The organism is Sphingomonas sp. CFBP8993 (genome assembly GCF_034044895.1).
Classification (GTDB): domain Bacteria; phylum Pseudomonadota; class Alphaproteobacteria; order Sphingomonadales; family Sphingomonadaceae; genus Sphingomonas.
The window spans coordinates 411,384-428,827 of the sequence record NZ_JAXCWU010000002.1 but is presented as its reverse complement, the minus strand read 5'-3'; the positions used below and the strand labels follow the sequence as shown (position 1 = coordinate 428,827).

General features: G+C 65.9%; 19 protein-coding genes. 13 read left to right on the top strand and 6 right to left on the bottom strand.

What is annotated here, in order from left to right; genetic code table 11:
* Positions 1-35 precede the first annotated feature (35 nt).
* The 3 genes from SOM26_RS05135 to SOM26_RS05125 form a co-directional block, all read right to left on the bottom strand.
* Positions 36-785 carry an EAL domain-containing protein gene (locus SOM26_RS05135; protein WP_320451658.1) on the bottom strand — a complete coding sequence of 250 codons (750 nt, stop codon included), beginning with the start codon at positions 783-785 and terminating at the stop codon, positions 36-38.
* A gap of 120 nt (positions 786-905) precedes the next feature.
* Positions 906-1,670: an SIMPL domain-containing protein gene (locus SOM26_RS05130; RefSeq protein WP_320451657.1), complete on the bottom strand. Its 765-nt coding sequence runs from the start codon at positions 1,668-1,670 to the stop codon at positions 906-908.
* 12 nt (positions 1,671-1,682) lie between these two features.
* The gene (locus tag SOM26_RS05125; protein WP_320451656.1) at positions 1,683-2,498 is read right to left on the bottom strand and encodes an LD-carboxypeptidase; all 816 of its coding nucleotides are present in this window, start codon (positions 2,496-2,498) and stop codon (positions 1,683-1,685) included.
* A gap of 74 nt (positions 2,499-2,572) precedes the next feature.
* On the opposite strand from SOM26_RS05125, the gene SOM26_RS05120 reads away from it, so the two are divergent.
* From SOM26_RS05120 to SOM26_RS05075, 10 genes are all read left to right on the top strand, one after another.
* A complete protein-coding gene (locus tag SOM26_RS05120) occupies positions 2,573-3,964 on the top strand; it encodes a UDP-N-acetylmuramate--L-alanine ligase (RefSeq protein ID WP_320451655.1) in 1,392 nt (463 codons plus the stop codon).
* Positions 3,965-4,028: 64 nt separating this feature from the next.
* Positions 4,029-4,436 carry a hypothetical protein gene (locus SOM26_RS05115; RefSeq protein ID WP_320451654.1) on the top strand — a complete coding sequence of 136 codons (408 nt, stop codon included), beginning with the start codon at positions 4,029-4,031 and terminating at the stop codon, positions 4,434-4,436.
* The gene (gene relB / locus SOM26_RS05110) at positions 4,418-4,633 is read left to right on the top strand and encodes a type II toxin-antitoxin system RelB family anti-toxin (RefSeq protein WP_414712013.1); all 216 of its coding nucleotides are present in this window, start codon (positions 4,418-4,420) and stop codon (positions 4,631-4,633) included. Before SOM26_RS05115 ends, relB begins: the two co-directional genes overlap by 19 nt.
* 59 nt (positions 4,634-4,692) lie before the next feature.
* Positions 4,693-4,947: a DUF6356 family protein gene (locus tag SOM26_RS05105; protein WP_320451652.1), complete on the top strand. Its 255-nt coding sequence runs from the start codon at positions 4,693-4,695 to the stop codon at positions 4,945-4,947.
* Between the two features lie 241 nt (positions 4,948-5,188).
* Positions 5,189-5,917 carry an alpha/beta hydrolase gene (locus SOM26_RS05100; protein ID WP_320451651.1) on the top strand — a complete coding sequence of 243 codons (729 nt, stop codon included), beginning with the start codon at positions 5,189-5,191 and terminating at the stop codon, positions 5,915-5,917.
* Positions 5,914-6,699: a tetratricopeptide repeat protein gene (locus tag SOM26_RS05095; RefSeq protein ID WP_320451650.1), complete on the top strand. Its 786-nt coding sequence runs from the start codon at positions 5,914-5,916 to the stop codon at positions 6,697-6,699. The genes SOM26_RS05100 and SOM26_RS05095 overlap by 4 nt, the downstream gene beginning before the upstream one ends.
* Positions 6,700-6,775: 76 nt before the next feature.
* Positions 6,776-7,192 carry a VOC family protein gene (locus tag SOM26_RS05090; protein WP_320451649.1) on the top strand — a complete coding sequence of 139 codons (417 nt, stop codon included), beginning with the start codon at positions 6,776-6,778 and terminating at the stop codon, positions 7,190-7,192.
* A gap of 10 nt (positions 7,193-7,202) precedes the next feature.
* Entirely contained in the window at positions 7,203-7,919 is a 717-nt protein-coding gene (gloB, locus tag SOM26_RS05085; protein ID WP_320451648.1) for a hydroxyacylglutathione hydrolase, read from the top strand.
* A gap of 52 nt (positions 7,920-7,971) precedes the next feature.
* Positions 7,972-8,382, top strand: coding sequence for a hypothetical protein (locus SOM26_RS05080; protein ID WP_320451647.1), 411 nt, complete (start codon positions 7,972-7,974; stop codon positions 8,380-8,382).
* Complete coding sequence (locus tag SOM26_RS05075; protein WP_320451646.1) at positions 8,379-8,750, top strand: hypothetical protein; 372 nt, start codon at positions 8,379-8,381, stop codon at positions 8,748-8,750. Before SOM26_RS05080 ends, SOM26_RS05075 begins: the two co-directional genes overlap by 4 nt.
* A gap of 166 nt (positions 8,751-8,916) precedes the next feature.
* Here the strand turns inward: SOM26_RS05075 and hslU are convergent, their stop codons facing one another.
* The 3 genes from hslU to phaR form a co-directional block, all read right to left on the bottom strand.
* Positions 8,917-10,215: an ATP-dependent protease ATPase subunit HslU gene (hslU, locus tag SOM26_RS05070; protein WP_320451645.1), complete on the bottom strand. Its 1,299-nt coding sequence runs from the start codon at positions 10,213-10,215 to the stop codon at positions 8,917-8,919.
* A 12-nt stretch (positions 10,216-10,227) separates the two neighbouring features.
* Positions 10,228-10,770, bottom strand: a complete 543-nt coding sequence (hslV, locus tag SOM26_RS05065; protein WP_058744342.1) for an ATP-dependent protease subunit HslV — start codon at positions 10,768-10,770, stop codon at positions 10,228-10,230.
* 398 nt (positions 10,771-11,168) lie between these two features.
* Positions 11,169-11,732, bottom strand: coding sequence for a polyhydroxyalkanoate synthesis repressor PhaR (gene phaR / locus SOM26_RS05060; RefSeq protein ID WP_320451859.1), 564 nt, complete (start codon positions 11,730-11,732; stop codon positions 11,169-11,171).
* Positions 11,733-11,772: 40 nt separating this feature from the next.
* On the opposite strand from phaR, the gene SOM26_RS05055 reads away from it, so the two are divergent.
* The 3 genes from SOM26_RS05055 to SOM26_RS05045 all read left to right on the top strand — a co-directional run bounded on the left by SOM26_RS05055 (position 11,773) and on the right by SOM26_RS05045 (position 17,394).
* Positions 11,773-12,831, top strand: coding sequence for an alpha/beta fold hydrolase (locus tag SOM26_RS05055; protein ID WP_320451644.1), 1,059 nt, complete (start codon positions 11,773-11,775; stop codon positions 12,829-12,831).
* Between the two features lie 24 nt (positions 12,832-12,855).
* Complete coding sequence (locus tag SOM26_RS05050) at positions 12,856-14,028, top strand: acetyl-CoA C-acetyltransferase (protein ID WP_320451643.1); 1,173 nt, start codon at positions 12,856-12,858, stop codon at positions 14,026-14,028.
* Positions 14,029-14,220: 192 nt separating this feature from the next.
* The gene (locus tag SOM26_RS05045) at positions 14,221-17,394 is read left to right on the top strand and encodes a TonB-dependent receptor domain-containing protein (RefSeq protein ID WP_320451642.1); all 3,174 of its coding nucleotides are present in this window, start codon (positions 14,221-14,223) and stop codon (positions 17,392-17,394) included.
* The last annotated feature ends 50 nt before the right edge of the window (positions 17,395-17,444 follow it).

Genomic DNA, 17,444 nt, shown 5'->3' with positions numbered 1-17,444 from the left:
CGACAGGTATATCCCGCCAGACAGTCGGGGCGATGTCAGGCGTGGGCCTGGATCTCCGGCAACCTCGCCAGCGCCGGACGCGCATACCAATAACCCTGGTGATAGCGCACGCCCAGATCGATCAGCATCGCAGCCTCCGCCGCCGTCTCCACCCCTTCTGCGATCAGCAGCGTGTCGAGTTCGGCACACATGCCCACCATCGCGCGCACGATGGCGCGCCGCCTGGGATCGGTATCGATGTCGCGGACAAGCTCCATGTCCAGCTTCACCTCGTCTGGGCGGAAGCGGACGAAACGGTCCAGCCCCGAATGCCCCGCCCCGAAATCGTCGATCGCGACCGAAAACCCGATTTGCTTATAGGTTTCGATGATCCCGCCGACATGCTCGGGCGCGCCCATCTGCTCATTCTCGGTAAACTCGAAGATCAGCCGGTCGACGGGCAACCCCTGCGCCTGCGCGGTGCGCAGGGTCAGCTGGATACAGGCCATCGGCGAATAGACGGCATTGGGCAGGAAGTTGATCGACAGCCGCGCGTCGCCGTCCATGATCCCCGCCGCCATCGCGGTTTCGATCGCCTTGACCCGGCACGCCTGGTCGAACGAATAGCGATTCGCCTCGTTCACCTGCGACAACACGCTAAACGCGCTTTCGCCCCCGGCGCCCCGGATCAGCGCCTCATAGGCGAAGGGACGGCCGCTGGCCGTGTCGACGATCGGCTGGAACGCCATGACGAAGGGGATTTCGAAATCGACACCGTCGCGGCATCCGCTGCAGATCTTGCGCATTTCCATGGCGGCGAATTTAGGGCGCAATGGTTAATGCCTTGTGTTGCGGTCCCTCTGACCGAAGAATGGCGCCAGCGGTTCGACCGGCGGCATGATCCCCGCCGCTAGGCGGTGGAGGCATCAGGGTTCGATCGCGTAGGCGGCCATCAGGCGAACATTCGTCTCGATCGGCTGCGGCGCCATGTCGATCCGGATCGGGGCGGGCGGCGCCGCCGGAGCGGGTGGCGGCGGCGGGTATCCGGTAGACGCATCCACAGAGGTCATCTCGATCGTTACTTCGCGATAGTTGCTGTCCTGCACGCGAAGCAGTGCGCCCAGTCTGCTCCCCGATCCTTCTGCGATCAGTGTCGCCTGTGCCTTGGCGTTGGTCAGCGCCGCGCGCATGGCCTGTTGCCGCGCGGCATCGTCGTTACTCAGCCAATAGCGGGCGATGCTTGCCTGCAGCCCGCCTAGCCGCCCAATCAGACCGACCAGCGTACCCGCATCGGCGACGCGCGACGTGACGACCGCCACAGGCATGGTCGCGACATAGCCCAGGATCGCACACGGCCCGGTCGACAGCTGGGGCGGGCCGTAGGAATTGGCATTGCACTCGCGCGAGCGGACCGGAGCGATGTCGAACTGCGACGCGCGAAACTCCACCGCGCCCCGCAACAGCCCCTCGACCTCGCTGCGGATCGCCTTCGCCTGATCGCGAAGCTTTGCGGTGGCCTCGTCCGATGTCGCCCCCTCACCACGCACCATATAGCCGACAGTCACCCGGTCCGGCGGCGTGCGGGCAGTGCCCAGCGCCGATACCAGAATCTGGCGCGGCGGTTGCGCCGTCTGGGCCAATGCCCCCGTGGTAGACAGACCTGCCAATACCGCCAAGCTCAGCTTTCTCATGCCCTCTCCCCCTCACACGATTCCGAACGGCACCAGATGATTGTCCTGCGTGTGCCCGATCCGCGCCCGCCCAAGATACGGCACGCCCATCTCGCTACACCAGCGCTGAATCATGAATTCCAGCGTCTCGCCCCATTCGGGTTCGTTCGCCTGCACGTTGCTGACCGCGCCCAGCCGGACCCCCGCCACGCCCTTCAACTGGGTGGCGTTCGCCATGGTGAACAGCATCCGGTCGACCGCATAGAGATGCTCCGACACTTCCTCGATGATCAACACATGGTCGGTCAGGTCGGGCAGCCAGGGCGTGCCGATCAACGCATGGAGGATCGACAGGTTGAACGCCGCCGCCGGACGGCCGTCGAGGCCGGGCTCCAGCCCCTGCCGGTCGCCGCTGACCAGCCAGCCCAGCGAGCGCGCCACCGTCACGTCGCCATGCTGGCGCCGTATGTCGCTGGCCATCGGTCCGTGCACCGGCCGCCCGATCCGCCGGGCATAGAGCGCCGCCAGCACGAACCCCAGGTCCGAATAGCCGATATAGGTCTTGTGCCCCGCCGCCGCGTTCAGATTGGGCATGACCCGCGAAAGGATGCGGTTCGAGCCGTAACCGCCGCGCAGGAACCAGATCGCGTCGATGCCGGGGTCGTTGGCGAACTCCAGGAAGGCCGAGGCGCGGCGCTCGTCCGAACCGGCGAAATGCCCGTCCTGCTCATAGCATTGCGGGTGGAAGATCAGGTCGACCTGCGGATAGGCGATCGCGGCGAACGCGCTCACGGGGGCTTCGGCGGCGGGATTGCCGATGCTGGCGGGGGCGAGGATTCCGATCTTCATTTCAGCGCGTCCCCCATGTCCATCACCTGGCCGGGCATTGCCCTGTGTCGCCAACTCGCCGATAGCGTGGCGCCATGACCAACGGCAATTCCTGTTTTCTGGTGGGTATCGGCGGATCGGGCATGATGCCGCTGGCGATGATCCTGCGCGCACGTGGGCAGACGGTCGCGGGCTCCGACCGGGGGCTCGACCAGGGGCGGGTCGCGGCCAAGTTCGACGCACTGCGCAACGCAGGCATCGCGCTCCACCCGCAGGATGGCTCGGGCGTGACCTCGGCCGACCAGCTCGTCATCGCCTCGGCCGCGGTCGAGGAGACGGTGCCCGACATCGTCGCCGCCAACCGGCTGGGCTGCCCGCGTGCCACCCGCGCGCAGATGCTGGCCAGCCTGTTCAACGACAGCACGCTCCCCATCGGTGTCGCTGGCACCAGCGGCAAGTCGACCGTCACCGGCATGATCGCCTTCATCCTGCACCAGACCGGACGCGATCCGACCGCGATGAACGGCGCGGTGATGAAGGACTTCGTCTCACCCGACAGCCCCTTCGCCAGCGCGCTGGTCGGCGGTGGCGAGGCGTTCGTCAGCGAGGTGGACGAAAGCGACGGCTCGATCGCGCTCTACAACCCGGCCATCGCGGTCCTCAACAATGTCAGCCTGGACCACAAGTCGCTGGAGGAATTGCGCGTCCTGTTCGGTGGGTTCGCCGCTCGCGCATCCCATGTCGTCGCCAATGCGGGCGATGCCGAGACGGCGGCGCTGTTGGCCGACATTCCCAACCTGACCAGTTTCGCGGTCGAGGGCGCGGGCGATCTGGTCGCAGAGGCGCTGAAGCCCGAGCCGTTCGCCATTGGCTTCGACCTGATCACGGGCGGGGCTGGCTATCATGTTCGGTTGTCGGTGCCGGGCCGCCACAACGTCTCCAACGCACTGGCCGCGATCGGGGCGAGCGTGGCGGCGGGCGTGCCCCTGATCGACGCGATCCGCGCGGTCGAGCGCTTCACCGGCCTGAAGCGCCGGTTCGAGAAGGTCGGCGAGGCCCGGGGCGTCACCGTCATCGACGATTTCGGCCACAACCCCGACAAGATCGCCGCGACGCTCGACACGCTCCACGCCTTTCCCGGCCGGTTGCTGATCCTGTTCCAGCCGCATGGCTATGGCCCATTGAAGGTCATGCGCCGCGAACTGGTCGAGAGCATCGCGGCGCGGATGAAATCGGGTGACGTGCTGGCGATGCCCGACCCGGCTTATTTCGGCGGCACCGTGGCACGCGAAGTGACCAGCGCGGACATCGTCGCGGACCTTTGCGCCGCCGGAGTCGACGCCCGCCACATCGCGGATCGCACCGAAGCGGCGGCAATGCTGGTGGCGGAAGCACGGGCGGGCGACCGCATCGTGGTGATGGGTGCGCGCGACGACACGCTCAGCCTGCTGGCGCAGGACATGGTGGAGAGCCTCGCCGCGACGTAAAGGACACTTGACGTAAAGCGAGCTTTCCATGTAAAGCCTCCTTCACACCCGAAGGAGGTTCGTCATGCCCATGCAACCCGAAATGAAGCGCTACACGCGCCGCCTGATCATGACGATGACGCTGTACGCCGTTGCTTTGGTGGGGGCGAATATGTGGTTCCGCCACGCTCACCCGACCGGGATGCTGGCCTATATGGTCGCCGTGCTGCCCGCGCTGCCGATCATGGGCGTGTTCGTCGTCATCGGCCGGTTGCTGGTCGAGATGCGCGACGAATATGTCCGGATGCTGCTGGTGCGCCAGTCGCTGATCGCGACCGGCTTTGCCCTGTCGGTAACGACAGCATGGGGCTTTCTGGAGGGCTTCGGTCTTGTCGACCATGCGCAGGGTTACTGGACGACCGTTTTGTGGTTCGGCGGCTTCGGATTGGGCGGCTGCATCAATGCGCTGACCGAATGGCGGGCGAGGGCGTGAACAACCACCTCCGCACCCTGCGCGCCGAGCGCGGCTGGAGCCAGCAGGATCTGGCCGAGCGACTGGAGGTCAGCCGCCAGAGCGTCAACGCGATCGAGACTGGGCGCTACGACCCGTCGCTCCCCCTCGCCTTCAAGATCGCCGAACTGTTCGACCGCGCGATCGAAGAGATCTTCGTCAGCCCCTCGAAAGGCTGATTTGGCCAATCCCCATCGCCGTGATAGGATCGGCGCTCGGCCATAGGAGAGCGCTGACCATGTTCCGTCGCCTGTTTACCGAGCATCCCGACAGCGTCGGCGAAAGCTATACCGAGCATTTCGGCGTCGCGGCGCGGTTCGGGGGGATCATGATCCTGGGCGGGCTGGGCGCGATCGTCCATGCGGTGGTGCCGGGGCTGTGCACCACGACGGGCAGCGACACGGTGGCCCGGCTCCATGCCGAAATGGTGGCCAAGCGGCGCAAGAAACAGGCCGCGCAGGCACAGATGAAGAGCGTGGAATATGTGATCTGAGGGGGGATGCCCCTCCACCCCTCGCTGGCTTGCTGCGTACGGAAACCAGATTTAAAAAGCCTAGGCGTCGTGCGTGACACGGTGAAACTGGCGGCCGTAGGACCGGAGACTTCCGGGATCGCTTGCGAGGGACTGGCAGTCCTCGTCGCGCGGCGCAAATCCACCCTTCATTCAGCCTGAGCGGAGGGTGGGGATTGGTCACCGGGTTTCCAATCCCGCGCCCAATCCCTAAATCCCCGTCATGACCGACGCCCCCGCCCCCCGCCCCAAGCTCGCCTGTCACTGGACGCCGGGGACCGGCCCGGCGATCGTCTTCCTGCCCGGCTATGCGTCGGACATGCAGGGTTCGAAGGCGGTCGCGCTGGAAGCGTGGGCCAGCGCGAACGGCAGCCCTTTCCTGCGTTTCGACTATGGCGGCTGCGGCGAATCGGAGGGTGCGTTCGAGGATCAGGCGCTGGCCGACTGGCGCGACGATGTGGTCGCGATGCTCGACACGGTGGTGAAGGGCCCGGCGATTCTGGTCGGGTCGTCGATGGGCGGCTGGCTGATGCTGCTCGCAGCCCTTGCCCGGCCGGATCAGGTGAAGGCGCTGGTCGGCATCGCACCCGCGCCCGACTTCACCGACTGGGGCTTTTCGGAAGACGAGAAGATGACGATCCTCCAGGCCGGGCGGCTGGAGCGACCCAACCCTTACGGCCCCGCCCCCACCGTCTATACCCGCCGCTTCTGGTCTTCGGGCGAGGCCAACCGCCTGACCTTCGGCCCCATCGCATTCGACGGGCCGGTGCGGCTGCTCCAGGGTATGGCCGACCCCGATGTGCCGTGGCAGCGGACGACCCATCTGGCCCAGCTGTTTCGTTCAGCCGATGTGCAGACTGTGTTGATCAAGGACGGCGACCACCGGCTGTCGCGCGATGCCGACATCGCGCTGCTGATCCGGGCCGTCGAGGACGTGTTGCACCGCCTATGATCCTGTTGTCCCTGGCGCTTGCCGCCGCCACCCAAACCACCCCGCAGAGCAAGGCGCAGCGCGCGCCGACACCCGCGGCCCTGCCCGCCGACCCGCGCGAGGCGCGGTATCAGCGGTGCGTGACGCTGGCCGATCGCGATCCCGCCGCCGCGAAGGCGGAGGCGACACGCTGGCGGCTGGCGGGCGGCGATTATTTCGCGCAGCAATGCCTGGGCCTCGCTTTCGCGACCGAGCGCAACTGGATGGCGGCGGCCAGCGCCTTCGACCAGGCCGCGCGCGCCGCCGAGCTGGGCCATGACGTGCGTGCCGCCAATTACTGGGCGCAGGCGGGCAATGCCTATCTGGCGGCGGGGGATGCGGGCCATGCACGCACCGCGCTCGACGCGGCCCTGGCGGCAGGCGAGCTGACCGGCTTTGCGCTGGGCGAGGCACAGCTGGACCGCGCGCGTGCGCTGGTCGCGGCGGGGCAGCCGGCGGCGGCGCGGGTCGACCTGGACGCCGCGCTGGTCAATGCGCCCGCCGATCCGCTCGCCTGGCTGCTGTCGGCGACGCTGGCGCGGCGGATGAAGGACCTGCCCCGTGCGCAGAAGGACATCGCACAGGCCCTGGCCCGCTCCGCCGACGATGCCAATGTCCAGCTTGAGGCCGGCAACATCGCCGCCGTGGCGGGCGACGAGGCGGCGGCGCGCAAGGCCTGGAGCGAGGCCGCGCGCCTCGCCCCGCCCGACAGCCCGATCCGTGCCGAAACCGCCAAGGCGCTGGCACAATTTCCCTCGCGTTGAGGCTTATCGTACGTAAAGGTCGCGCCACGCGATCGGGGGTACATCACCGGCCCTCATGGCAAAGTCAGGATACAGGATGCGCTATCTCCACACCATGATCCGCGTCAGCGACCTCGACGCCAGCATCCGCTTCTTCGCATTGCTGGGACTGGAGGAGGTGCGCCGCATCGACAATGAGCGCGGCCGTTTCTCGCTGATCTTCCTGGCGGCGCCCGGCGACGAGGGGCGGGCCGAGGTCGAGCTGACCCATAATTGGGACCCCGAAATCTATACCGGCGGCCGCAATTTCGGCCATCTCGCCTACCGCGTCGACGATATCTACGAGACGTGCCAGCGGCTGATGGACGCCGGGATCACGATCAACCGGCCGCCGCGCGACGGGCACATGGCCTTCGTCAAGACGCCCGACGGCATCTCGATCGAGCTGCTGCAGGACGGGGCGCTGCCCCCGGCCGAGCCCTGGGCCTCGATGCCCAATATCGGAACCTGGTAAGGGCGGGTCGATGGAAATCGTTCGGGTCCCCGTTCTTTCGGACAATTATGCTTGGCTGATCCATGACTCAGGGAAGACGGTCGCGCTCGATCCCGGCGAGGCGGCGCCCGTCGCCGCCGCCGCTGCGGCGCGCGGCTGGACGATCGACCAGGTCTGGCTGACCCACTGGCATCCCGATCATGTCGGCGGGGCCGCCGCGCTGAAGGCGGACGGGGCGTCGGTGGCGGGCCCGGCGGCGGAGGCCGACCGGATCGACGGGCTCGACACGCTGCTGGCCGAAGGCGACACGATCGCGGTCGGCGATGCTTCCGCGACCATCTGGGCGGTGCCGGGCCATACGGCGGGACACATCGCCTTCCACCTGGCCGACCGGGCGACCATCTTTACCGGCGATACGCTGTTCGCGATGGGCTGCGGGCGCTTGTTCGAGGGGACGGCGGCGCAGATGCACGCCAATATGCGCCGCTTGGCCGCGCTGCCCGGCGATACCCGCGTCTATTGCGGGCATGAATACACCCTCTCCAACGCGCGCTATGCCGCCGTCGCCGAGCCCGACAATGTCGCGATCGCCGAGCGGCTGGCCGATGTCACCGCGATGCGCGAACAGGGGGAGCCGACCATCCCGACGACGATCGCGCTGGAACGTGCGACCAACCCCTTCCTGCGCTCGGTCGATGCCGACGAACTGGCGGAGCGACGTGCAGCCAAGGACGCGTTCAAGGGTTAAGCAACTGCTACAGGGGCCTTATGACGGAGACGAAATGATGCGTATCATAACGTTGGCTTCTGGTCTGATTCCCCTGGCCCTGTTGGGCGCGTGCACCCTGACCCCGGCGGAAAAGGCCAGGGTCGAACAGCGCGCCCGGACCGAGCAGGCCGATCTGGCCAAGGCGTTGAGCGGGCTGACCCCGCAGGCCCCGACCCAGTGCATCAGCCAGTATCGGACGCAGCAGGTCCGCTCCTATGGCCCCGCCATCGTCTATACCGTGTCGCCGCGCCTGAAATATGTCAGCCGGACCGCGGGCGGATGCGACAATGTCGGCGGTTCAGGCAACAACATCTTCGTGACGCGGACCACCACCGGCCAGCTCTGTTCGGGCGACATCGCCCAGACGGTCGACCGCGCGTCGGGCTTCTTCACCGGCAGTTGCAGCTTCGGCGAATTCGTCCCCTATCGGCGAGACCGGTGATGCGTCGCATCGTGACCATCGCCGCCATCGCGGCGCTCACCCTGACGCTGTCGGCCGCCAAGTCGGACCCCTTTACCGGGCGCGTCGAGGGGCCACCGGCACAGTGCGTCGATACCAGCACCACCATGTCGGGGCCGGTCATTGCCGGCAAGGACGTGATCGTCATCAATGCCGGCCGCCGCCTGTGGCGGGCCAAGGTGCGGGGGCAGTGTGTCGGCATTCAGCCGTTCAACACGCTGCTGATCGACCGCTGGGGCTCGCAGGTCTGTCGCAACGACCGGTTCCGGGTGTTGCAACAGGGGCTGTCGATCCCGTCGCAATGGTGTTTCTTCGACGGGTTCGTGCCGTATGATCGGGTGAAAAAATAGACGCTTTGGCCTGTGGCCTACCCTCCCCCACCCCCTCCCGCCTGCGGGAGGGGCGTGCCAAGAGCCTGGCTTACGAATGAGTCGAAACGTCTGATCTTGTCGCTCCCCTCCCGCAAGCGGGAGGGGATGGGGGAGGGCCCGGTGTCTCACCGAGCCCCCGCCCCCGTTACAAGACGAACCGGCTCAAATCCGTATTCCGCGCCACCGCCGACAGTTGCTTGTCGACATAGGCCCCATCCACGGTCAGCGTCGTCCCCTGACGGTCCTCCGCCTCGAAGCTGATATCCTCGAGCAGCTTCTCCATCACCGTCTGCAACCGCCGCGCGCCGATATTCTCGACCTGCGCGTTCACCTCGGCGGCGATGCGCGCGATCGCGGCGATGCCGTCCTCGGTGAAGGAGATATCCACCCCCTCGGTGCCGATCAGCGCCTTGTACTGCGCAGGCAGCGACGCCTTGGTATCCGACAGGATCGCGACGAAATCCCCCTCGGTCAGCGCCTTCAGCTCGACCCGGATCGGCAACCGGCCCTGAAGCTCGGGCAGCAGGTCGGACGGCTTGGCGACATGGAAGGCGCCGGACGCGATGAACAGGATATGGTCGGTCTTCATCGGACCGTACTTCGTCGAGACGGTGGTGCCCTCGATCAGCGGCAACAGGTCGCGCTGCACGCCCTCGCGGCTGACCGAGCCGCCGCGCACGTCGGACACCGCGATCTTGTCGATCTCGTCCAGGAAGACGATCCCGTTCGCCTCGGCATCGGCCAGCGCGGCGCGGCTGACCTCGTCCTGGTCGAGCCGCTTGTCCGCCTCTTCCTCGACCAGCTTGGTCCAGGCCGCGCCGACCGTCAGCTTGCGCCGCTTGAGCGGCTGGCCGCCGCCGAACGCCTTGCCCATCATCTCGGACAGGTTGATCATCTGCGGCGCGGCACCCGGAATCTCGAACGGCATGGCCGGGGCCTGTTCCAGTTCGATCTCGATCTCGGTCTGGTCGAGATGGCCGTCGCGGAAGCGCTGGCGGAATGCCTCGCGCGTCGCCTGGCTCGAATCCTTGCCGACCAGCGCATCGAGCAAGCGGTTCATCGCCGCCTCTTCCGCCTTGTCCTTCACCGCGACGCGGCGGCGTTCCTTTTCCAGCCGGATGGCTTCCTCGACCAGGTCGCGCGCAATCTGTTCGACGTCGCGGCCGACATAGCCGACCTCGGTGAACTTGGTCGCCTCGACCTTGACGAAGGGCGCGTCGGCCAGCTTGGCCAGACGGCGGCTGATCTCGGTCTTGCCGCAGCCGGTAGGGCCGATCATCAGGATATTCTTGGGCGTCACCTCGTCACGCAGGTCCGCGCCGAGGCGCTGGCGACGCCAGCGGTTGCGCATCGCGACGGCGACCGCGCGCTTGGCGTCGGCCTGGCCGATGATATGCGCGTCGAGCGCGGCGACGATCGCCTTGGGGGTCAACTGGTCGTTCATGGGAACCCTAAATTACTGCGCGCCGTCGATGGCTTCGAGCGTGACGCGGTCATTGGTGTAGACGCAGACATCGGCGGCGATCGCCATCGCCTTGCGCGCGATCGTCTCGGCATCCTGTTCATAATCGACGAGCGCGCGGGCCGCCGCGAGCGCATAATTGCCGCCCGATCCGATCGCGCAGATGCCGTTCTCGGGCTCCAGCACGTCGCCATTGCCGGTCAGGATCAGCGTCACGTCCTTGTCGGCGACGATCATCATCGCCTCCAGGTTGCGCAGGAACTTGTCGGTCCGCCAGTCCTTGGCGAGCTCGACCGCGGCGCGCAGCAACTGGCCATTATGCCTCTCCAGCTTGGCCTCCAGCCGCTCGAACAGGGTGAAGGCATCCGCCGTCGCGCCCGCAAAGCCGCCAATGACCGATCCGTCGCCCAGACGCCGAACCTTGCGCGCATTGGGCTTCATGACCGTCTGGCCCATCGAAACCTGACCGTCCCCGGCCACCACCACCCGGCCGCCACGGCGCACCGAGCAAATCGTCGTGCCATGCCAGGTGGGCATGGCGTGTTCGTTACCGCTCATGCGCGGCGATATGGCGGTGGACACGTGCGGGTTCAATGGAGGCGATCACTCCCCGCCGCCGTTCCGCCTGAGCCCACTCGAAGGTCACGCCAGAACGGAGCGGCGAGTCGACTCCCATTCCTCCCCTTGCAGGGGAGGTGGCAGGCCGCAGGCCTGACGGAGGGGTGTCACGGGTTGAGGGGAAGGACTGTCCTTACAGGCGGTGACACCCCTCCACCAGCTTCGCTGGTCCCCCTCCCCTTGCAGGGGAGGAATAGAGAAGGCCCTGCGTTTACGGTTACAGCGTGGCCTTCGACTTCGGCGCGATGCGCCGAAGTTTATCCTGAGCGACTGGCTTGCCAGCCAGTCGAAGGGCTCAGGCGGAACGGAAGACGAGATTACTCGCCCAGCTTCTCGATCTTGTCCTTCAACGCCGCCAGCTCCGCCTTGAGCGCGGCCATCTCGGCATCCTTGCTTGCGGCGGGGGCGGCAGGTGCCGGGGGGGCGGCAGGCGTCACCGCGCCGGGGGCGAACCCCTGCGCCGCCGCCTCGAACATCGCCAGGTTCCGCTTGGCCATGTCGGCGAACGGCGTGTTGGCGAACGCGCCCTCGACGGCCGACTTGAACTGCTCCTGGTTGCGGCGGAAGCTGTCCATCGACGCCTCCAGATAGCCGGGCACCACCGCCTGCATCGAGTCGCCGTACATCGAAATCAGCTGGCGCAGGAAATTGACAGGCAGCATCGTTTCGCCCCGGCTTTCCTCTTCCATGATGATCTGGGTCAGGACATTATGGGTGATGTCTTCGTCGGTCTTGGCGTCGACCACCTTGAAGTCGCGGCCCGCCCGGATCATCGCCGCCAGATGATCCAGCGTGATGTAGGAGGAGGTTTCAGTATTGTAGAGCCGCCGGTTCGCGTATTTCTTGACGATCACAATGCCGTCCGCCGCCTGCTTCTTCATCGAACCCCCGCCTTTCATGATTTTGGTACAGCCTAACGCCATGGATTTCGCATCGCAACACGGTCCGCGCCCTTTGCCGCTGTTCCTGGCGATGTTGCGCAGCGAGGCTGCGGAAAATCCCGATCTGGTGCAGCGCGCCATGGCGGGCCTGAAACGATTTCAGACGGCAAGCCGCGAACGTCCCATGCGAAGCCTGCCCGTCCGGCGGCGGCGCGGCCGGGTGACATTGCGCGATGCGGGAGGGGGAGCGACGGCCTCCGGGCGTCCCGTGCTGTTCGTGCCCTCGCTGATCAACCCGCCCTCGATCCTCGATCTCTCCCGCGACCGCTCACTGATCCGCTGGCTGCGGACACGGGGATGCCATCCCTGGCTGATCGACTGGGGCACGCCGGGCGCAAAGGACCGCGACATCGACGTGGCAGGCCATGTCGAGCGCTTCCTGCTACCCCTGATCGCAACCTTTCCGACCCCGCCGGTCCTCGTCGGCTATTGCCTGGGCGGGACTCTGGCACTTGCGGCGGCGGCCCGCAGCAGGGTCGCCGGGCTCGCCGCGATCGCCGCGCCCTGGCATTTTTCGGGCTATGACGACGAAGCCCGCGCCGCGATGGCCGCACAATGGGCCGCGATCAAGCCGACCTCCGAAGCACTCGGCCTCGTCCCCATGGAGGCGTTGCAGGCGGGCTTCTGGCGGCTCGACCCCGCGCGGACCATCGCCAAATATGCCGCCTTCGCCGATCTCGATCCGCGCAGCGAGGCGGCGCGTCGTTTCATCCGTCTGGAGGACTGGGCGAACCAGGGCGCCCCCCTGCCCCACGCCTTTGGCCGCGAGTTGTTCGAGAAGCTGATCGCCCAGGATCGTCCCGGCCAGGGACAATGGCGCGTTGCCGGGGCGACCGTCACACCCGCGCAATGCGACGCCCCTAGCGTCGAGTTCGTCGCCACCGCCGACCGGATCGTCCCCGCCGCCACCGCCATCGGCCTGTCCGACCGGCGCGCAGGGGGCACGGGCCATGTCGGCATGGTCGTCGGCGGCCGCGCGGAGCAACAGCTCTGGCAGCCGCTCGCCGACTGGATCACCGCCCTCCCAACACCTAGATAGACCGTACAGAAGAGAGGAACCTTCATGACCGAGATCGTCATCACCGCCGCCAAGCGTACCCCCGTGGGCAGCTTCCTGGGCGCCTTTGCCGCCACGCCCGCGCACGAACTCGGCCGGGTGGCGATCACCGCCGCGCTGGAACAGGCGGGCATCAAGGGCGAGGACGTGTCCGAGGTGATCCTGGGCCAGGTACTGACCGCCGCGCAAGGGCAGAACCCGGCTCGCCAGGCGTCGATGGCCGCCGGCATTCCGAAGGAAGTGCCGGCCTACGGCGTCAACCAGGTCTGCGGTTCGGGCCTGCGCGCGGTGGCGCTGGGGCTCCAGGCGATCGCCAATGGCGATGCGACCATCGTCGTGGCGGGCGGCCAGGAATCGATGTCGCTGTCGCCCCACGCCCAGACGATGCGCGGCGGCACCAAGATGGGCCCGCTGACCATGGTCGACACCATGGTCCATGACGGCCTGACCGACGCCTTTGCCGGTTATCACATGGGCATCACCGCCGAGAACCTTGCCGAGCAGTATCAAGTGACCCGCGACGAGCAGGACCGGTTCGCCGTCCGCTCGCAGAACCTGGCCGAAAAGGCGCGCGGCGAGGGCCGCTTCAAGGACGAGATCGCCCCCGTCACCATCAAGGGCCGCAAGGGTGACACCGTGGTCGCCGATGACGAATATATCCGCGCCGGTGCCACGATCGAAAGCGTATCGGGCGTCCGCCCTGCCTTCAAGAAGGACGGAACGGTGACCGCCGCCAACGCCTCCGGCCTGAACGACGGCGCCGCCGCCATCGTCCTGATGAGCCGCGAGGAGGCCGAGAAGCGCGGCGCGCCCGTTCTCGCCACGATCAAGAGCTGGGCTTCGGCGGGCGTCGATCCGTCGGTGATGGGCATCGGCCCCGTCCCCGCCACCAAGCGCGCGCTGGAAAAGGCGGGCTGGACCGTCGGTGACCTCGACCTGATCGAGGCGAACGAGGCGTTCGCGGCACAGGCGCTGTCGGTCGGCAAGGAGCTGGGCTTCGACCCCGACAAGGTCAACGTCAACGGCGGCGCGATCGCCCTCGGCCACCCGATCGGCGCCAGCGGCGCGCGCGTGCTCACGACTCTGATCTACGAAATGCAGAAGCGCGATGCCAAGAAGGGCCTCGCCACGCTGTGCATCGGCGGCGGGATGGGCATCGCCATGTGTGTTGAGCGATAAACACGCCACTTTTCGAAAATTTCGCGATTAACAGTTGGATTGCAGGGATGTGTCGATCGTGTCACATCCCTGCAACAACGATGACAATAAATTCGTATCCCGTTGCGCGGACGCTTGTTTTCCAACCCGAAATTCCTTTCCCTGCGATGAACGGACATGAACGATCCGTCATAACGGGGGTAAAGAATGAACATGCGTACCCTGCTGGGGGCCTCAGCGCTCGCTAGCACCCTGGTCCTGATGCCGGTCGCGGCGCTTGCGCAGACCGCCACTTCGGGAACCACCGCGACGCAACCGCAAGAGGATGCCGCTACCGATCCCAACGTCGCCGAACGCAGCGAACAGGCCGCAGGCGACGTCATCGTCACCGGCTCGCGTCTGGCTCGTCCGAATCTTGACTCGCCGACCCCGGTTACCTCGGTCACAGCCGAGTTGCTGACCTCTACCGGCAACCTGAACCTGGGCGATTCGCTGAACCAGCTGCCAGCCCTGCGTACTACTTATAGCCAGGCGAACTCGACGCGCTTCATCGGCACCTCGGGCCTGAACCTGCTCGACCTTCGTGGTCTGGGCACGCAGCGCACCCTGGTCGTCGTCAACGGCCGCCGCCACGTGACTGCGCAGCCCGGCGGCTTCGTAATCGACACGAACACCATCCCGACCGATCTTTTGGAACGGGTCGACGTCGTGACCGGCGGCAGCTCGGCCGTGTACGGCTCGGACGCCATGGCGGGCGTCGTCAACTTCGTCCTGAAGCGCGACTTTGAAGGTGTCCGTGCGACGGGCCAGAGCGGCATCTCCAGCCACGGCACGCGCGGTTCCTATTTCGGCGCGCTGACGGCCGGTAAGAATTTCGCCGAGGGCCGCGGCAACATCGCAGCGTCGGCAGAATACTCCTTCTCAGACGTGGTGTATTTCACGGATCGTGACGACATCACCGGTGCTTTTTCGGGCCGTCGCCAGTTCAACGCCGTACAGAATACCGGCCCGCAGTTGAACCCGAATGGTGGCGTGATCCGCACCGGCGGTGAGCCTTCAACCGGTGACGGCATCCCCGATACCAACTTTCTGTCCAACATTCGGAACGGCACGATCTCGGAAGGCGGCGTGTTCGCGTCTTCCTGCCCGACAGTCGCGGCCACAGGTGAGTCGGCGGCAGCCTTCGCGGCCCGCCGCGCCTTTACCTGCACAGGTATCGCCAATGTCGGCAGCTCAAATCCGCTAGCGCAATATGGCCGTAACTTCCTGTTCAATCCGAACGGCACGCTGACGGCGAACAATTGCATCACCGATCTTCGTCCCGCCTCGACGAACTGCGTCGGCGGTGGTGGCTCCACGCTGCGCCTGCTCGGCATGTTGCAGCCTCGCATGGAGCGCGTTTCGGGCAACCTCTTGGCACACTTCGACATCTCGGACGCCTTCAAGCCGTTCATCGAAGCCAAGTATGTTCGGATCAAGTCGTTGCAGGAAGGTCAGCCGACCTTCGCTACAAACTCGTTCAGCATCAACAATCCGTACCTGACCGACCAGGCCCGCTCGACGCTGCGTCAGGCACTGGCGCCCGGCGCAACGACCTTCGTGGCGCAGCGCTTCAACGTCGACTTCGGCGGTCGCGGTGAGGATCATACCCGTGAAACCTTCCGTATCGTCGGCGGCGTCGAAGGCGATTTCGCCAAGGGTTGGCATTATGAAGTGTCGGCCAATTATGGTCGTCTCGACACCTTCTACCGGACGGCGGGCAACTACGTCACGCAAAAGTACAACAACTCGATCAACGCCGTGCGCAACGCCGCCGGGCAGATCGTCTGTGGTATCAATGCCGACGCCTCGACCGCGAATGACGACGCGGCCTGCGTGCCCGTCAACCTGTTCGGCCAAGGCCAGGTCAGCCAGGCAGCACTGAACTATTTCTCGGTCAACTCGACGCGCAAGCAGAAGGCCGAGCAATTCGACCTGCTGGGCTTCGTTAACGGCAAGCTGTTCCGCCTGCCCGGCGGCGACGTCACCTTCTCGCTGGGCGGCGAATATCGTCGCGAAACGGCCTATTCGAAGTATGACGATCTGACCGCCAGCGGGGCAACGTTCCTGAACGCCATCCCGACTTTCGCCCCGCCCGCCTATGATATCAAGGAAGCGTTCGGCGAACTCAGCGTACCGCTGCTGGCCGATCGTCCGTTCTTCCACGAACTGACCCTGACCGGTGCGGCGCGTGTGTCGCACTATAATGTGGGCAATGCCGGGACGCCGTGGACCTACAATCTGAACGCAATCTGGTCGCCGATCCGCGATATCACGATCCGTGGCGGCTATGCTCGTTCGGTCCGTGCGCCGTCGCTGAGCGAACTGTTCACGGCCAACAACCAGACTTTCGCCCAGCCTTCGGATCCGTGCAGCCAGAACAACATCAACAACAACCCGAACCGCGCTCGCAACTGCGCTGCGGCGGGCGTGCCCACGACCCAGACGTTCAACGGCACCACCGAACCGTTCACCAACGGCACGGCGGCCAGCATAGCGGGCGTAAATCGCGGCAACCCGAACCTTAACGCCGAAAAGAGCAACAGCTTCACGATCGGCGCGGTGTTCCAGCCGCAGGCAATCCGTGGCCTGTCGCTCACCGTCGACTATTATAATATTACGATCAAGGACGCGATCGTCTCGCTGGCGGCCCAGACGCTGATCAACCAGTGCTATGACAATCCCAGCGGCATCAACAATCAGTATTGCGCTGCGGTCATCCGCAACCCGAACGGCACTTTCGCCGGTCAGTCGAGCGTGATCCATGCCGGTACTACTATCCCGCTGACCCCAACGGGTCCGTCGTTCTTCTCGCAGGGTTTCAATTTCGCCAAGCTGGAAACTTCGGGCATCGACTTCGACCTGTCCTATCGTACCAAGATCAGCGACACGGGCACCCTGAGCCTTCGTGTTCTGGCCAGCTATGTGGCGCAGAACAACGGCTATACCGATGTGGGCGATCCGACCTTCCGTGACCGCTACAAGAGCGAGCTTGGCTATTCCGCATGGCGCGGCCAGTTCGTCGGCAACCTGAACTTCGAAACCTTCGACCTTCAGTACCGCCTGCGTTACGAAGGCAAGTCGACCATCGGCGAGTGGGAAACGCAGAACAGCTATGACGGCCGTCCGGCACGCAATCCCGATGCCTTCCCGGTGGTGTATTATCCCGAAGCGTTCTACCACTCGATCCAGGTCGGCTTTAACGCAACCGAGCGCTTCCGCTTCTATGTCGGCGTGGACAACCTGACCGACGTGAAGCCGCCTTACGATCTGATCGGTACGGCGTCGGGCGATCCGTATGACAATATCGGCCGGTTCCTGTACGCCGGGTTCAAGGCCAACTTCTGATCCAATCGGATCGACTTGATCGGGGCTCTTCCTTCTGGAAGGGCCCCTTT

What these genes read in the sequence shown, in the direction of transcription:
- SOM26_RS05135 (WP_320451658.1), bottom strand. Translation starts at nt 785, where the DNA reads ATGCGCAAGATCTGCAGCGGATGCCGCGACGGTGTCGATTTCGAAATC.
- SOM26_RS05130 (WP_320451657.1), bottom strand. Translation starts at nt 1,670, where the DNA reads ATGAGAAAGCTGAGCTTGGCGGTATTGGCAGGTCTGTCTACCACGGGG.
- SOM26_RS05125 (WP_320451656.1), bottom strand. Translation starts at nt 2,498, where the DNA reads ATGAAGATCGGAATCCTCGCCCCCGCCAGCATCGGCAATCCCGCCGCC.
- SOM26_RS05120 (WP_320451655.1), top strand. Translation starts at nt 2,573, where the DNA reads ATGACCAACGGCAATTCCTGTTTTCTGGTGGGTATCGGCGGATCGGGC.
- SOM26_RS05115 (WP_320451654.1), top strand. Translation starts at nt 4,029, where the DNA reads ATGCCCATGCAACCCGAAATGAAGCGCTACACGCGCCGCCTGATCATG.
- relB (WP_414712013.1), top strand. Translation starts at nt 4,418, where the DNA reads ATGGCGGGCGAGGGCGTGAACAACCACCTCCGCACCCTGCGCGCCGAG.
- SOM26_RS05105 (WP_320451652.1), top strand. Translation starts at nt 4,693, where the DNA reads ATGTTCCGTCGCCTGTTTACCGAGCATCCCGACAGCGTCGGCGAAAGC.
- SOM26_RS05100 (WP_320451651.1), top strand. Translation starts at nt 5,189, where the DNA reads ATGACCGACGCCCCCGCCCCCCGCCCCAAGCTCGCCTGTCACTGGACG.
- SOM26_RS05095 (WP_320451650.1), top strand. Translation starts at nt 5,914, where the DNA reads ATGATCCTGTTGTCCCTGGCGCTTGCCGCCGCCACCCAAACCACCCCG.
- SOM26_RS05090 (WP_320451649.1), top strand. Translation starts at nt 6,776, where the DNA reads ATGCGCTATCTCCACACCATGATCCGCGTCAGCGACCTCGACGCCAGC.
- gloB (WP_320451648.1), top strand. Translation starts at nt 7,203, where the DNA reads ATGGAAATCGTTCGGGTCCCCGTTCTTTCGGACAATTATGCTTGGCTG.
- hslU (WP_320451645.1), bottom strand. Translation starts at nt 10,215, where the DNA reads ATGAACGACCAGTTGACCCCCAAGGCGATCGTCGCCGCGCTCGACGCG.
- hslV (WP_058744342.1), bottom strand. Translation starts at nt 10,770, where the DNA reads ATGCCCACCTGGCATGGCACGACGATTTGCTCGGTGCGCCGTGGCGGC.
- phaR (WP_320451859.1), bottom strand. Translation starts at nt 11,732, where the DNA reads ATGAAGAAGCAGGCGGCGGACGGCATTGTGATCGTCAAGAAATACGCG.
- SOM26_RS05055 (WP_320451644.1), top strand. Translation starts at nt 11,773, where the DNA reads ATGGATTTCGCATCGCAACACGGTCCGCGCCCTTTGCCGCTGTTCCTG.
- SOM26_RS05050 (WP_320451643.1), top strand. Translation starts at nt 12,856, where the DNA reads ATGACCGAGATCGTCATCACCGCCGCCAAGCGTACCCCCGTGGGCAGC.
- SOM26_RS05045 (WP_320451642.1), top strand. Translation starts at nt 14,221, where the DNA reads ATGCGTACCCTGCTGGGGGCCTCAGCGCTCGCTAGCACCCTGGTCCTG.